Source organism: Stenotrophomonas sp. YAU14A_MKIMI4_1 (genome assembly GCF_003086855.1).
Classification (GTDB): domain Bacteria; phylum Pseudomonadota; class Gammaproteobacteria; order Xanthomonadales; family Xanthomonadaceae; genus Stenotrophomonas.
On the sequence record NZ_CP025998.1, the window covers coordinates 3869537 to 3884820 of the forward strand.

The 15284-nt window shown below is 65.5% G+C and carries 14 protein-coding genes; 2 read left to right on the plus strand and 12 right to left on the minus strand.

The features are described from left to right. Positions 1-4 precede the first annotated feature (4 nt). Entirely contained in the window at positions 5-391 is a 387-nt protein-coding gene (locus tag C1931_RS17450; protein ID WP_108757232.1) for a GtrA family protein, read from the plus strand. 73 nt (positions 392-464) lie between these two features. On the opposite strand, the gene C1931_RS17455 is transcribed toward C1931_RS17450, so the two are convergent. The 10 genes from C1931_RS17455 to C1931_RS17500 form a co-directional block, all read right to left on the minus strand. Next, positions 465-2564, minus strand: a complete 2100-nt coding sequence (locus C1931_RS17455) for a hypothetical protein (protein ID WP_234412842.1) — start codon at positions 2562-2564, stop codon at positions 465-467. 212 nt (positions 2565-2776) lie between these two features. Then, positions 2777-3199, minus strand: a complete 423-nt coding sequence (locus tag C1931_RS17460) for a F0F1 ATP synthase subunit epsilon (protein WP_005419509.1) — start codon at positions 3197-3199, stop codon at positions 2777-2779. Between the two features lie 2 nt (positions 3200-3201). Then, complete coding sequence (atpD, locus tag C1931_RS17465) at positions 3202-4608, minus strand: F0F1 ATP synthase subunit beta (protein ID WP_032129045.1); 1407 nt, start codon at positions 4606-4608, stop codon at positions 3202-3204. A gap of 37 nt (positions 4609-4645) precedes the next feature. Then, the gene (gene atpG / locus C1931_RS17470) at positions 4646-5509 is read right to left on the minus strand and encodes a F0F1 ATP synthase subunit gamma (protein WP_010481324.1); all 864 of its coding nucleotides are present in this window, start codon (positions 5507-5509) and stop codon (positions 4646-4648) included. Between the two features lie 95 nt (positions 5510-5604). Further along, positions 5605-7152 (minus strand): F0F1 ATP synthase subunit alpha, encoded by a 1548-nt coding sequence (gene atpA / locus C1931_RS17475; protein WP_108750368.1) that lies wholly within the window; start codon positions 7150-7152, stop codon positions 5605-5607. Between the two features lie 44 nt (positions 7153-7196). Further along, a complete protein-coding gene (locus tag C1931_RS17480; protein WP_108750367.1) occupies positions 7197-7724 on the minus strand; it encodes a F0F1 ATP synthase subunit delta in 528 nt (175 codons plus the stop codon). 2 nt (positions 7725-7726) lie between these two features. After that, positions 7727-8197: a F0F1 ATP synthase subunit B gene (locus C1931_RS17485; protein WP_108750366.1), complete on the minus strand. Its 471-nt coding sequence runs from the start codon at positions 8195-8197 to the stop codon at positions 7727-7729. 107 nt (positions 8198-8304) lie between these two features. Further along, positions 8305-8610 (minus strand): F0F1 ATP synthase subunit C, encoded by a 306-nt coding sequence (gene atpE / locus C1931_RS17490; protein ID WP_005411133.1) that lies wholly within the window; start codon positions 8608-8610, stop codon positions 8305-8307. A 73-nt stretch (positions 8611-8683) separates the two neighbouring features. Further along, positions 8684-9484, minus strand: a complete 801-nt coding sequence (gene atpB / locus C1931_RS17495) for a F0F1 ATP synthase subunit A (RefSeq protein WP_108750365.1) — start codon at positions 9482-9484, stop codon at positions 8684-8686. 31 nt (positions 9485-9515) lie between these two features. Then, on the minus strand, positions 9516-9848 hold the full coding sequence (locus tag C1931_RS17500; RefSeq protein WP_057496518.1) for a hypothetical protein: 333 nt from the start codon (positions 9846-9848) through the stop codon (positions 9516-9518). Positions 9849-10345: 497 nt separating this feature from the next. Here C1931_RS17500 and C1931_RS17505 point away from each other — a divergent pair, with 497 nt between their 5' ends. Beyond that, positions 10346-11164: a hypothetical protein gene (locus tag C1931_RS17505; RefSeq protein WP_108757799.1), complete on the plus strand. Its 819-nt coding sequence runs from the start codon at positions 10346-10348 to the stop codon at positions 11162-11164. A gap of 346 nt (positions 11165-11510) precedes the next feature. Here the strand turns inward: C1931_RS17505 and lpdA are convergent, their stop codons facing one another. Continuing rightward, entirely contained in the window at positions 11511-13319 is a 1809-nt protein-coding gene (lpdA, locus tag C1931_RS17510; protein ID WP_108757234.1) for a dihydrolipoyl dehydrogenase, read from the minus strand. A 106-nt stretch (positions 13320-13425) separates the two neighbouring features. Beyond that, positions 13426-15129 (minus strand): dihydrolipoyllysine-residue acetyltransferase, encoded by a 1704-nt coding sequence (gene aceF / locus C1931_RS17515; RefSeq protein ID WP_108757235.1) that lies wholly within the window; start codon positions 15127-15129, stop codon positions 13426-13428. Between the last annotated feature and the right edge of the window lie 155 nt (positions 15130-15284).

Genomic DNA, 15284 nt, shown 5'->3' on the forward strand with positions numbered 1-15284 from the left:
GCCCATGAGCCTGTTCCGCCAAGGCACCGCCTACCTCGCGATCGGCCTGGCCCAGCTGCTGCTGGACTGGCTGCTGTTCGTCGCCTGCACGGCGGCGGGCATGCCGGTGGTGCCGGCCAACGTGGCCGGGCGCGTGGGCGGCATGCTGCTGGGGTTCTGGCTCAACGGGCGCTACACCTTCGCCGATGCGCAGGGCGGCCAGCGCCTGGGCTGGCGCCGGTTCGCACGCTTCCTCCCGCTGTGGGCGCTGGTGACGATCGCCAGCACCCTGCTGGTGGCCGCCGCCGACCATGCGCTGGGCCTGCAGTACGCATGGCTGGCCAAGCCGCTGGTGGAAGGCGGGCTGGCGTGCGTGTCGTTCCTGCTGATGCGGTTTGTGGTCTACCGCTGACGGCGGGGCTGGCGTATCGAGGTCCGCCACCGCGCGGCGCGCCATCGTCGACTGACCGTTGACCCTACCGGGTTCAGTGACCGCGACGATCTGCCAATCGTTGGCCGAGCCCCTCCCGCCAGAGCTGCAGCGGGCTGTAGCGCAGTCGCAACGTGTGCTGGCCCTGGGGCACGCAGATGGCACGGAACAGCCCGTTGCCACGCACGATCGGCAGGCCAAGGCCCGATTCCAGCGTCGCCACCCACCCCGGGGCATGCAGTTCATTGACCACCAGCCAGCCGGGTTCATCCGCAACCAGTTGCAGCGTCATCGCCCCTGCACGGTAGCGATGGCTCAGCACCTGCACGTTTCCGGCATCCGCATCCGGGCAGGCAGTGCTCACCGAAGCCGGCAGCCACACCACCTGCTGGAAGTCGGTGCGACCGTAATCATCGGCCGGGGGCAGATCGTCGGCATGACGACGAACGGTATGCGGATTGAGGGTGCGGGGGAGCACATCCGCGCGCCGTGCCACGTACAGCCCCTCGCCCTGCGCCTGCGCACCCGCGAACGCCTGCGCGGACAGCAGCCAACGCACGCCCAGCAGATGGAACAGGGGCGCATCCATATCGGCCGCCCAAGGGGTAGCAGGCTTCTGCTGGAACGCGTCGACCGGCTCAGCCGGCATGCCGGCCATGGCCTGGTAGCGCACGTCGAGCAGTGGGTTATACCCATTGGCCAGCGGCAGACCGTGTGCCGCTGCGCCATTGGTCAGCGTGCCCAGCCCGAACACCACGGCCCGCTCCGGCAAGCCTTCGCCGCGCTCGCGGACGAGCAGTGCAAACGCGCGTTGCGACGGCGCGTCGCGCGTGGCGTCCAGCACAACATTCCTGCTGCTGCGTGTATTGAACGCAGTGCTGACGTTGAACAAGATCATGTCGAGCATCACCAGTGCGAACACCCAACGCAGGGGGTGGGCGTGGCGACGCAGCAGATACAGCGCGCCCCCGCCGATGGCGCCACTGATGGCCATCCAGGCGAAGGACTGCATCTGCCCCGCGGCGACCACCAGCCAGCCGGTGTAGACCAGCAGCACGGCCAATGCCAGTACGGAAGGCAGGTGCGGCTGCAAGCGGGCGCGCTGCACGGCGGCCTGCAGGGCGTAAGCTGCCAGCCAGGCAGCGGCCGGAACGGTCAGGAACAGCGCATCGGACGGGCGCCGGAACAGATCAAGGCCCGGCAGCACCGTAAACAGCCAGGGGAACAACGGCGTCGCACCGCCCAGTGCCACGAGCACGGCCAGCACCAGGGTGGCCAACGCAATGCGTGCCGCCGCCGGGTGCTGCTGCACCACGCGACCGCCCCAGGCCAGCCATAGCGCCAGCGGGACCGCCCCCATGTACAGATAGTCGGTGGTGACATCACCGAACGCCCAGTTGTCACCGCGCCCCTGCGCGAACACATTGCCGGACAGCAGCGTGGCCAGCGATTGCAGGTGCAGCGCGCCCGGCAGTGCGGCCTGCAACGAGAGACCGTCCCGGTTGGTTTCGCCCAGCCAGGCCAGGGTCGACAACCATTGCGGTGCGCTGATCAGCGCAGCGATGACGGCGACGGCCGACAGGTGCAGGGCCAGACGTCCACGCGAGTCCCTGGCAACCAGCAGTGCAGCACACGCATAGATGGCACAGGCCAGGATGATGAAATAAGTGACCTGGGTGAGCTGCAGGGCGCACAGTCCACCTGCAATACCTGCCAGCAGCACATCACCGATGCGTCCCCGGCGACGCAGCTGATCCAGCCCCAGCCACAGCCAGGGCAGCACGCTGTAGCTGATGATCATCGGCGTATGCTGCAGCCGCGAGGCAGCCACCCCACCCACGGCCAGCACCAGCGCAAACAGCAGCTGCGGTGCCACCGACAGCCCCCACGACCGCGCCAGGCGCAACGCACCCAGCCCGCCGGCCAGCACGTGCAGCAGCACCACCACGGTAAACAGATGCAGCGACGTGGGCGCCGGCATCATCGGCAGGATCATGCTGGGCTGGAACGTCATCATCTGCGGGTCGGCCAACTGGGGGTAACCCGAGTACAGGTAAGGGTTCCACCAAGGGGCCTGCAGATGGCGCAACTGCTCGGCCGTAAAGCTGACGGCCGGGAAGAACTGCTGGACGGCGTCGAAGGGAATCGTCTTCACCCCCGCCAGCCAGGGCAGGCACAGCACGCACCAGGCCAGCAACCATGCCGCCTCTGGCCGAGCGGCCAAACGGCGCGAAGCGCTTGCCAGAATGGGAGTGCGTCCGTGCTGCTGCATCTGCGTTCCTTCGTGCAAAAAAAAATCGCCGGCACGGGGCCGGCGATCTCTTCAACGCGTGCCCTGACCGTAATGGCAGGCGCCAGCGCCTGGCGTCAGTGCTTGAGGTTCTTGCGCAGACGTTCCAGGGCCTGCAGCTGGACCACGGCTTCGGCGAGCTTCTGCTGGGCTTCGGCCACTTCCATCGCTTCACCACGGTTGGCCAGGATGCGCTCGGCTTCTTCCTTGGCCTTGCGGACCGAGGCTTCGTCGATGTCCTGGGCGCGGATGGCGGTGTCGGCCAGCACGGTCACTACCTGCGGCTGCACTTCCAGGATGCCGCCGGAAATGGCGAAATCCAGCTGCTCGCCGTTCGGCGTGGTGACCACGACCTTGCCGGGCTTGAGTCGGGTGATCAGCGGGGCGTGCTTGGGCGCAATGCCCAGCTCGCCCAGCTCACCGGTCGCCACGACCAGGGTCGCTTCGCCACGGAAGATTTCCTGTTCAGCGCTGACGATGTCGCAACGAATGGTGCTCATGATCAGGCCTTCTCAGCCATCTTCTTGGCCTTCTCGACCGCTTCTTCGATGCCGCCGACCATGTAGAACGCCTGCTCCGGCAGGTGGTCGTACTCGCCATCGACGATGGCCTTGAAGCCACGGATGGTGTCCTTCAGCGGCACGTACTTGCCCGGCGAACCTGTGAACACTTCGGCCACGTGGAACGGCTGGCTGAAGAAGCGCTCGATCTTGCGGGCGCGCGACACGGCCTGCTTGTCTTCTTCGGACAGTTCGTCCATGCCCAGGATGGCGATGATGTCCTTCAGTTCCTTGTACTTCTGCAGGGTCTGCTGGACGCGCTGGGCGGTGTCGTAGTGCTCGTGGCCGATGACCAGCGGGTCCATCTGGCGGCTGGTGGAATCCAGCGGATCCACGGCCGGGTAGATACCCAGCGAGGCGATCGAACGCGACAGGGTAACGGTCGAGTCCAGGTGGGCGAAGGTGGTCGCCGGCGACGGGTCGGTCAAGTCATCGGCGGGCACGTAGACGGCCTGGATCGAGGTGATCGAACCGTTCTTGGTCGAGGTGATGCGTTCCTGCAGGACGCCCATTTCCTCGGCCAGGGTCGGCTGGTAACCCACGGCGGACGGCATACGACCCAGCAGTGCCGACACTTCGGTACCGGCCAGGGTGTAGCGGTAGATGTTGTCGACGAACAGCAGGACGTCCTTACCCTTGCCGTTTTCGTCCTTCTCGTCGCGGAAGTACTCGGCCATGGTCAGGCCGGTCAGGGCGACGCGCAGACGGTTGCCCGGCGGCTCGTTCATCTGGCCGTACACCATCGCCACCTTGTCCAGGACGTTGGAGTCCTTCATTTCGTGGTAGAAGTCGTTGCCCTCACGGGTACGCTCACCCACGCCGGCGAACACGGACAGACCGCTGTGCGCCTTGGCGATGTTGTTGATCAGTTCCATCATGTTGACGGTCTTGCCGACGCCGGCGCCGCCGAACAGGCCGACCTTGCCGCCCTTGGCGAACGGGCACATCAGGTCGATGACCTTGATGCCGGTTTCCAGAAGTTCGGTGGCCGGGCTCTGGTCTTCGTACGACGGGGCCGCACGGTGGATTTCCCAGCTGTCGCTGGCGGCCACCGGGCCGGCTTCGTCGATCGGACGGCCCAGCACGTCCATGATGCGGCCCAGGGTGCCAGCGCCGACCGGCACGGAGATGCCGCGGTCGGTGTTGGTGGCCACCAGGTTGCGCTTCAGGCCATCGGTGGAACCGAGGGCGATGGTACGCACCACGCCGTCGCCCAGCTGCTGCTGGACTTCGAGGGTGATTTCGGTGTTGTCGACCTTCAGTGCGTCGTACACCTTCGGCACCGACTCACGCGGGAATTCGACGTCGACGACCGCGCCGATGATCTGAACGATCTTGCCCTGACTCATTGCTGCATCCTCTAATGTGTGCTTTGAACGAACGCGGTCAGACTGCTGCCGCGCCGCCGACGATTTCGGAGATTTCCTGGGTGATCGCTGCCTGGCGCGCCTTGTTGTAGACGAGCTGCAGGGTGCCGATCAGCTTGTTGGCGTTGTCGCTCGCCGCCTTCATCGCGACCATGCGTGCGGCATGCTCGGAGGCGACGTTTTCCAGCAGTGCCTGGTACACCAGCGACTCGATGTAACGCGTCATCACGTGCTCCAGCACGGTCGCGGCATCGGGTTCATACAGGTAATCCCAGTCGTGGTGAGCGACCTGCTTCTCAGCCGGCGGCAGCGGCAGCAGCTGATCGAAGCTGGCCTTCTGCACCATGGTGTTCACGAAGCGGTTGTAGACCAGGTACACGCGGTCGACCTTGCCTTCGGTGAAGGCGTCGAGCATGACCTTGATCACACCGATCAGCGATTCCAGCTTCGGCACGTCGCCGATGTGGGTCACGCTGCCGACCATGTTGACCTTCACGCGGCGGAAGAAGGTCGATGCCTTCTGGCCGATGGTCACCAGGTCCACTTCTGCACCCTTGTCCTGCCATGCCTTGGCTTCGCCCAGCATCTTGCGGAACAGGTTGTTGTTCAGGCCGCCAGCCAGGCCGCGATCGGAGGAGATCACGATGAACCCGACCCGCTTGACCTGCTCACGCTCGACCAGGAACGGATGCTGGTAATCGGTGCTGGCCTGGGCCAGGTGGCCGATCACCTGCTTCATCGCCTGCGCGTACGGACGCGAGGTCTTCATCCGATCCTGCGCCTTGCGGATCTTGGAGGCCGAGACCATTTCCAGGGCGCGCGTCACCTTGCGGGTGTTCTGCACGCTCTTGATCTTGGTTTTGATTTCGCGTCCGCTTGCCATCTCTTGTTTCCCGTGGCGCGGGGCTGCTGCCCCGCGTTGTTCAACCGTTTGTCATCTGGTCCAGCGGAGCATGGCTCCGCTCTACAGGACCGCGATTACCAGCTGCCGGTGGTCTTGAACTCGGCGATGCCCTTCTTGAAGGCACCTTCGATGTCGTTGTCCCAGCCGCCGGTGGCGTTGACCTTGCTGACCAGTTCGCCCTGGGTGTTGGCGAAGTGGGCGTGCAGGCCTTCTTCGAACGCCAGCAGCTTGTTGACCGGCACGTCGTCCAGGTAGCCCTCGTTGACGGCGTAGATCGACAGCGCCTGGTTGGCGATGGACATCGGCGCGTACTGCTTCTGCTTCATCAGCTCGGTCACGCGCTGGCCGCGCTCCAGCTGCTTGCGGGTCGCTTCGTCCAGGTCCGAGGCGAACTGCGCGAACGCAGCCAGTTCACGGTACTGGGCCAGCGAGATACGGATGCCGCCCGACAGCTTCTTGATGATCTTGGTCTGGGCCGAGCCACCGACGCGCGACACCGAGATACCGGCGTTCACGGCCGGGCGGATGCCGGCGTTGAACAGGTCGGTTTCCAGGAAGATCTGGCCGTCGGTGATCGAGATCACGTTGGTCGGAACGAAGGCGGACACGTCGCCGGCCTGGGTTTCGATGATCGGCAGCGCGGTCAGCGAACCGGTCTTGCCGGTGACCTTGCCTTCGGTGAACTTCTCGACGTATTCCTCGGACACGCGGGCAGCGCGTTCCAGCAGGCGCGAGTGCAGGTAGAACACGTCACCCGGGTAGGCTTCACGGCCCGGCGGGCGCTTCAGCAGCAGCGAGATCTGGCGGTAGGCCACGGCCTGCTTGGACAGATCGTCGTACACGATCAGCGCGTCTTCGCCGCGGTCCATGAAGTACTCACCCATGGTGCAGCCCGAGTAGGCGCTGATGTACTGCATGGCAGCCGATTCGGAAGCGGTGGCGGCCACCACGATGGTGTGGGCCAGCGCGCCGTTCTCTTCCAGCTTGCGCACGATGTTGGCGATGGTCGAAGCCTTCTGGCCGATCGCAACGTATACGCACTTGATGCCGGTGCCCTTCTGGTTGATCACCGCATCGATGGCCATGGCGGTCTTGCCGGTCTGGCGGTCGCCGATGATCAGCTCGCGCTGGCCACGGCCGATCGGGATCATCGAGTCGACCGACTTGTAACCGGTCTGCACCGGCTGGTCGACCGACTTGCGCCAGATCACGCCCGGAGCAACGCGCTCCACCGGGGCGGTGACGTCGGTGCCCAGCGGGCCCTTGCCGTCGATCGGTTCGCCCAGGGCGTTCACCACGCGGCCCAGCAGTTCCGGACCGACCGGCACTTCCAGGATGCGACCGGTGGTCTTGGCGACGTCGCCTTCGCGCAGGTGCTCGTAGTCACCCAGGACCACGGCGCCGACCGAGTCGCGCTCCAGGTTCAGGGCCAGGGCGAAGGTGTTGTTCGGCAGTTCGATCATTTCGCCCTGCATCACGTCGGCCAGACCGAAGATGCGCACGATGCCGTCGGACACGCTGGTCACGGTGCCTTCGTTGCGCGATTCCGCGGCCAGCTTGACCTTCTCGATGCGGTTCTTGATCAGTTCGCTGATTTCGGAGGGGTTGAGCGTGGTTGCCATCGTCAAGTCCTAGTGCCGGCAGCGGGGCCGGACGTTAAATGAATTCAGTTAGCGAGCGCGGTCTGCAGACGGGCCAGCTTGCCCTTCAGCGAACCATCGATGACCACGTCGCCGGCATCGATCACGGCGCCGCCGATCAGCGAGGCATCCACCGCGGTGGTCACATCGACCTCGCGGTTGAAGCGCTTGCGCAGCGCGACCTTGATCGCGTCAAGCTCGCCGGCCGACAGTTCGGCGGCCGAGGTCACGGTGGCCTTGACCACGTGTTCGGCTTCGGCGCGCAGGGCGTCGTACATGCCGGCGATTTCCGGCAGCAGCGGCAGACGATGCGATTCGGCCAGGATGGCCAGGAAACGCGAGTAGCTTTCGCCGTGGTTCACCGGCGCCAGCAGGGCGACGGCGTCGTCACGACCCAGCTCCGGGTTGGCGAGCAGGGCCGCCACGCGCGGGTCGGCGGCGACGTGGGCGGAAAACGCGAGGGCGTCCGACCACGGCGCGAACGTGCCTTCGTCGCGCGCGGTCGCGAAGGCGGCGCGGGCGTACGGGCGGGCAAGCGTGAGGGCCTGGCTCATCCTTAGATCTCCGAGGCCAGCTCGTCGAGCAGCGCCTTGTGGGCGTTGGCGTCGATTTCGCGCTTGAGCAGCTTTTCGGCACCGGTCACGGCCAGCGCGGACACCTGCTTGCGCAGATCTTCACGGGCACGGTTGGCGGCGGCGTCGATTTCAGCCTGGGCCAGTTCCTTCTGACGGGTGGCTTCGGTGATCGCTTCGGTACGGGCAGCGTCGACGATCTGGTTGGCGCGCGCGTGGGCCTGGTCGATGATCTCGTTGGCCTTGGTGCGTGCGTCCTTCAGTGCTTCGTTGACCTTTTCCTGCGCCTGGGCCAGATCTTTCTGGCTGCGGTCGGCAGCGGCGAGGCCTTCAGCAATCTTCTGCTGGCGCTCTTCGATCGCGTTCATCAGCGGCGGCCAGATCTTGGTCGCGATGATCCAGATCAGACCAGCGAAGGCGAGCGCCTGCGCAAGAAGGGTGAAATTGATATTCATGGTTAGCTCGATCGCTGGTTTCGGGGTGGATGCGCCGCCGGAGCGGCGCACCCGGACCTTCATCCGAAACCGGGTGCATCAGCACCCGGTCGTCTCAAACCGCTGTATCAGCCGGCCAGAGCCTTGGTGACGGCGCCAGCGAAGGCGGCCGACAGCGGGTTGGCGAAGGCCAGCAGCAGGCCGACGGCGACCGAGATGATGAACGCGGCGTCGATCAGGCCGGCGGTGATGAACATGCGGACCTGCAGGACCGGGATCAGTTCCGGCTGGCGGGCGGCCGACTCCAGGAACTTACCAGCCATGATGGCCAGACCCAGACCGGCGCCCAGCGCGGCCAGGCCGATCATGATGCCGACGGCAAGGGCGGTGGAGCTCTGAATCTGCGCGAAGTTGGTCAGGACGGCGAAGTACATGGTTATCTCCAGGAACTAAGTTGCTAAGGGTGATGAAACGGATGAAGGTTGAAACGCGTTGAAGCTTGGAACTTTAGTGAGCGTCTTCCGACAGGCTCAGGTACACGATCGACAGCATCATGAAGATGAAGGCCTGCAGCGGGATCACCAGCAGGTGGAACAGCATCCAGCCAAGGCCGAACGCACCACCGGCAATGGCACCGAAGAAACCGGCACCACCCAGCACCCAGATCAGCAGGAACACGATTTCGCCGCCGAACATGTTGCCGAACAGTCGCATCGCCAGCGAGATCGGCTTGCTCAGCCACTCGACGATGTTGAGGATCAGGTTGAACGGCATCATCCACTTGCCGAACGGCGCCGTCAGGAATTCCTTGATGAAACCGCCCAGGCCCTTCGCACGCAGGGCGAAGAACAGCATCAGGAAGAACACGCTGAAGGCCATGCCCAGGGTGGCGTTGACGTCAGCGGTCGGCACGGGCTTCCAGTAGTGGATACCGGCCATTTCCAGCGGCTTGGCGATGAAATCGGCCGGGATCATCTTCAGCAGATTCATCAGCAGAATCCAGAAGAAGATGGTGATGGCGATCGGCGTGACCAGCTTGCTCTTGCCGTGGTAGGTGTCCTTGGCCTGGCGGTCGACGAACTCCAGGCAGATTTCCACGAAGGCCTGCCACTTGCCCGGCACGCCGGCGGTGGCCTTGCGGGTGCCCAGCCAGAACGCGACCACGATCACCAGGCCCATCAGGACCGCGGTGAGGAACGTATCGACGTGGATGTGCCAGAACATCCCTTCGCCGTTACCGACCGGGGCGGTCAGGTTCTGCAGGTGATGCTGGATGTAGCTGGTAGGGGTTAGAGCCTCGCCCGCCATGTGTCCGGAACCTTCGTTAATTGAATTTTTGTCAACGCCTGGCCATGGCCAGGACCTGGAACATCAAACCGACGGCGATACCGGCCAGCAGCGCCAATGCAGGCAGCTTGAAGACCAGGAACCCCACCAGCAGGACGCCGAAAACCACGACCCACTTGGCGACAATCGCGACAATCAGCCGCGCCATCGCCGAACCCGCTGCCACCGCCCCACCACTGAGCGCCATCCGTGCCGCGACCCAGCCACCGGCCGAGATCGCCACCCCGGACGCCAGGGCGCCAAGGGCGTACTTCGGCCCTACCAGGAGGAAGGCCAGAGCCAGCACAGCGACTGCAGCCAGCGGGTAGACCGCGGCGCGCAGCATCAGTCGCCGACCCGCTTCAACGGAGTTCAGCACAGGACGTCCCACGTGGTTACAAGTGAATGGCTGAGGCCGCTAAAACAGGGGGTGCCTCATCGAGCCGCCAAATTATAGCAATGGGACAATTTGCGAGACAACCGCTGCCTGTTCATCCCGGAAGCCGCAAGTTGCGGGAACGGCAGGTTTTTTACGGCCCAGCAGGGGGACAATGGCGTCCGCCGCATGCTGCGGCGCAGCGTATTGAACTTTGGTCGCACGGCCGGGAACTTTCCCGCGCGCCTGCAGTCTGACCTTTCGACCTGCCTGCTGCACTTCCTCGTCGATGCTCCGCCCTGCAGGTCCCAGGATGGCCCCGAAGCGCGCTCCGGGGCCATCTTCTTTGCAACGTCATGACCGCGCTGAACCGTCCACGCAACGTGGACCATACGTTCACGTAGGGTGGACGCGCGCGTCCGGCACAGTGGCCTTCATCCCGAATGAACCACCGCAAGGACTTTCTGATGCGCTCCGTACCCACCCTGCTCGCCCTCTCGCTGCTCGCCGCCGGCGCCTCCTTCGCTTCGTCCGCCCATGCTGCGGAAGGCGATGACCGCTTCGCCCTGCGCCTGGGTGCGATGAACATCGATTCGGACAACACGCTGCGTGGCCAGACCAACGTGGCCGGCCAGGACATCGGCTTCTCCGAGGACTTCAAGCTGGGCGGCAAGGAATGGGAACCGCGCATCGACGGCATGTTCCGCATCAGCGACCGCCAGCGCCTGCTGTTCAACTACTTCAAGTACGACAAGGACCGCCGCGAGACGCTGGGCCAGGACATCACGTTCGGTGACGTCAACGTGCCGGCCGACAGCTTCGTCAAGGCCGAACTGAAGTACCAGGTGGCCAGCCTGGTGTACGACTACTCGGTGGTGGACACCGAAAAGTTCGACCTGGGCCTGCAGCTGGGTGCCGAGTACGCCAAGGTGAGCACCAAGGGCTATGCCGATCTGGGCACCGTGTACGAAGGCCAGTTCCTGGATGAGAAGGCTGACGGCGTGGCGCCGGTGGTCGGTGCGCGGCTGAGCTTCACCCCCTCTGAAAAGTGGATGATCACCCTGCAGGGCCAGTACCTGAACACCCGCTGGGGCAGCTTCGATGACTACAAGGGCGACCTGAGCCGCGCCAATGCCATCGTTGATTACCGCTTCACCGACAACTTCGGCGTGTTCGCCGGCTACGACTGGTTCAAGCTGGACGTGGACCAGAAGGGCAGCGACGGCACCATCGGCCTGAAGCAGGAATTCAAGGGCCCGGTGGCCGGTATCAGCGTCAGCTTCTAAGCGTTACCGCTCTCTCTCACTCCAACGCGGCGCCCGGGCAACCAGGCGCCGCGTTTTTTGTGTTCCCGTGCAGAACGCGTGGCTGATGGTGTGTCGGGCGCGGGCTGTGGAGGGCGCGGCTTTCTGTCCGCCGAAAGCCGAGCCGCGTCGCGGGTGGCAGGCATTCGGGCAAATTCAAGGAGGAGGCTGGCGCCGCCAGGCGGCGGCCGGGGGACATTTGCCGGAATGCCTGCCACCCGCGGCGCGGCCCCGACCCTCGCCGCAGCGGCAAACGAAGCCCCACGCATGATTCAGGCAACAAAAAACCCGGCTTTCGCCGGGTTTTTGTTTACAGCGCGCGAGCGCGTTACTTCTTCTTCGGCATGTACAGATCGGTGATGGTGCCGTCGTAGATTTCCGAGGCCATCGCCACCGATTCACTCAGCGTCGGGTGCGCGTGGATGGTGTGGCCGATGTCTTCGGCTTCGGCACCCATTTCGATGGCCAGGCCGATTTCGGCCAGCAGGTCACCGGCATGCACGCCAACGATGGCACCACCGATGATGCGGTGGGTCTCTTCGTCGAAGATCAGCTTGGTGAAGCCTTCGGTACGGCCGATGCCGATCGCGCGGCCGCTGGCGGCCCACGGGAACTTGGCCACGCCGACCTTCAGGCCCTTGGCCTTGGCTTCGGTTTCGGTCACGCCCACCCAGGCGATTTCCGGGTTGGTGTAGGCCACCGACGGAATCACGCGGGCGACCCATTCCTTCTTGTGGCCGGCAGCCACTTCGGCGGCCAGCTTGCCTTCGTGCGTGGCCTTGTGGGCCAGCATCGGGTTGCCGACGATATCGCCGATGGCAAAGATGTGCGGCACGTTGGTGCGCATCTGCCGATCGACCGGAATGAAACCGCGATCGGTGACCTGCACGCCGGCCTTTTCAGCATCGATCTTCTTGCCGTTCGGCGAGCGGCCCACGGCCACCAGCACGCGATCGAAGGTGCCCTGCGCCAATGCCGGCGCCTGGCCTTCCTCGGCCGCTTCGAAGGTGACGGTGATGCCCTTGGCATCGGCGGTGACGCCGGACGCCTTGGTCTTCAGGTGCACTTCAATGCCCTGCTTCTTCAGGCGGTCGGCCAGCGGCTTGACCAGGTCCTTGTCGGCGCCCGGCATCAGCTGGTCCATGAACTCGACCACGGTGACCTTGCTGCCCAACGCGCCATACACGGTGGCCATTTCCAGGCCGATGATGCCGCCGCCGACGACCAGCAGCGAGCCCGGCACTTCGGCCAGCTCCAGCGCGTCGGTGGAATCCATCACGCGCTTGTCGTCCCACGGGAAGTTCGGCAGCTTCACCGCCTGCGAACCGGCGGCGATGATGCACTTCTGGAAGCGCAGCAGCTGGGTGCTGCCGTCAGCGGCAGTGATTTCCAGCTCGTTGGCGGAAACGAACTTGCCCACGCCCTGCACGCTGCGGACCTTGCGCTGCTTGGCCATGCCGGCCAGGCCCTTGGTCAGCTGGTTGACCACCTTTTCCTTGTACTGGCGCAGCTTGTCCAGGGTGATGGTCGGCTTGCCGAACTCGACGCCGAAATCGCCGGCATGGGCCACTTCGTCGATGACCGCCGCAGCGTGCAGCAGCGCCTTGGACGGAATGCAGCCCACGTTGAGGCAGACGCCGCCGAGGCTGGCGTAACGCTCCACCAGCACCGTGTCCAGGCCGACGTCGGCGGCGCGGAAGGCGGCGGTGTAGCCGCCCGGGCCCGAGCCCAGCACGACCATTTCGCATTCGATGTCGGCCGGCTTGCCGCTGGACAGCGCCGGCTTCGGCGCCGCCGGCTCGGCCGGAGCGCGGTGCGACGGGGTCACCGGCGGCTTGCTGGCCGGGGCGGCCGCAGCCGGGGCCGGCGCGGCGGCCTTGGCCGGGGCTTCGGCGGCGCCTTCAGCGTCCAGCAGCACGACCACGGCGCCTTCGGACAGCGTGTCGCCCAGCTTGACCTTGATTTCCTTGACCACACCGGCGGCCGACGACGGCACTTCCAGGGTGGCCTTGTCCGATTCCAGGGTCACCAGGCCCTGGTCCTTCTTCACCGTGTCGCCGACGGCGACCAACACTTCGATCACCGGCACATCGCTGTAATCGCCGATGTCGGGAACCTTGACTTCAATCGTGGCCATGGTGGTTTTCCTCGTGCCCGGCCGGGCGGGCCGGCGGGCTGTCACTGCATCTGTTCACGCGGCCGCGCCAGGGGCAGCGGCCGCACGGTGGGGGCGAAGCGCGGCCTTACAGCAGCACGCGGCGCATGTCGGCCAGTACCTGCGACAGGTACGTGGTGAAGCGTGCGGCCAGGGCGCCATCGATGACGCGGTGGTCGTAGCTCAGCGACAGCGGCAGCATCAGCTTCGGCGCGAATTCCTTGCCATTCCAGACCGGCTGGATGGAGGACTTGGACACGCCCAGGATGGCCACTTCCGGTGCATTGACGATCGGGGTGAACGCGGTGCCACCGATGCCGCCCAGCGAGCTGATCGAGAAGCAGCCGCCGCTCATGTCGGCCGGGCCCAGCTTGCCGTCGCGCGCCTTCTTGGCCAGTTCGCCGGTTTCCTGCGCGATCTGCACCACGCCCTTCTTGTCCACGTCGCGGATGACCGGCACGACCAGGCCGTTCGGCGTATCGGCGGCAAAGCCGATGTGGAAGTACTTCTTCAGGGTCAGGTTTTCACCGCTGGCATCGAGCGAGGCGTTGAATTCCGGGAACTTCTTCAGTGCCGCGGCGCTGGCCTTGATCAGGAAGGCGAGCATGGTCAGCTTGATGCCGGCCTTCTCGTTTTCCTTGTTCAGCGCCACGCGCAGGCCTTCCAGGTCGGTGATGTCGGCCTGTTCGAACTGGGTGACGTGCGGGATCATGGCCCAGTTGCGGGCCAGGTTCGCGCCGGAGATCTTCTTGATGCGCGACAGCGGCTGCACTTCGGTTTCGCCGAACTTGCTGAAGTCGACCTTCGGCCACGGCAGCAGGTTCAGGCCACCACCGGCGGGCACGGCGGCACCGCCGGCAGCCGGCACGCCACCGCTGAGCGCGGCCTTGACGAACTTCTGCACGTCACCCTTGGTGATGCGGCCGCCCTTCTCGGTGCCGCTGATCTGCAGCAGGTCCACGCCCAGTTCGCGGGCGAACACGCGCACGGCCGGGGTGGCATAGGGCACCTTGGCCGGCAGCACGCCATCGGCGTTGAACTGCACCGGCGGGCTGGACGGCGCGCCTGCGGACGGGGTGGCGGCCTGGGCCGGCGCCGGGGCGCTGACCTGGGCCGGAGCCGGGGCAGCGGCCGGCGCGGCAGCCACCGGGGCCGGGGCAGCAGCGGCCGGAGCGGCGGCACCTTCGGCTTCGATGATGGCGACCACGGCACCCTGCGACAGGGTGTCGCCGACCTTGACCTTCAGTTCCTTGACCACGCCCGCCACCGAGGACGGCACTTCCATGGTGGCCTTGTCGCTTTCCAGCGTGACCAAACCCTGGTCCTTCTTCACCGTGTCGCCCACGGCGACCAGCACTTCAATGACCGGGATGTCGGTGTAATCGCCGATGTCCGGCACCAGGGCTTCCACCGCACCGCCACTGGCGGCCGGGGCGGCCGGGGCGGCCGGGGCAGCAGCGGCCGGGGCCGGCGCGCTCTGGGTGGCGGCAGCCGGGGCAGCAGCCTTGGCCGGGGCCGGGGCAGCAGCGGCGGGCTTGGCGGCTTCGCCTTCGGCCACTTCGATCAGCGCCACGACCTTGCCCTCGGACAGGTTGTCGCCGACCTTGACCTTGATTTCCTTGACCACACCGGCGACCGAGGACGGGACTTCCATCGTGGCCTTGTCGCTTTCCAGCGTGACCAGGCCCTGGTCCTTCTTGACCGTATCGCCGACGGCGACAAGCACCTCGATTACCGGGATATCGCTGTAGTCACCGATATCGGGGACAAGTGCTTCCTTGATTTCGGCCATGGGGATAACTCCGGCAATCTGGTGTAGGGAAACGTCTATTGTGCGGCCAGCGGGGGCCAGCGCCAACCGTTACAGGTGTTTTCAGTACGCACGCCACCGGGACACGCTGTTGCCACGGGCCTGCGCGGGCTTCCAGTGGGTAGCGTATTGTCCCG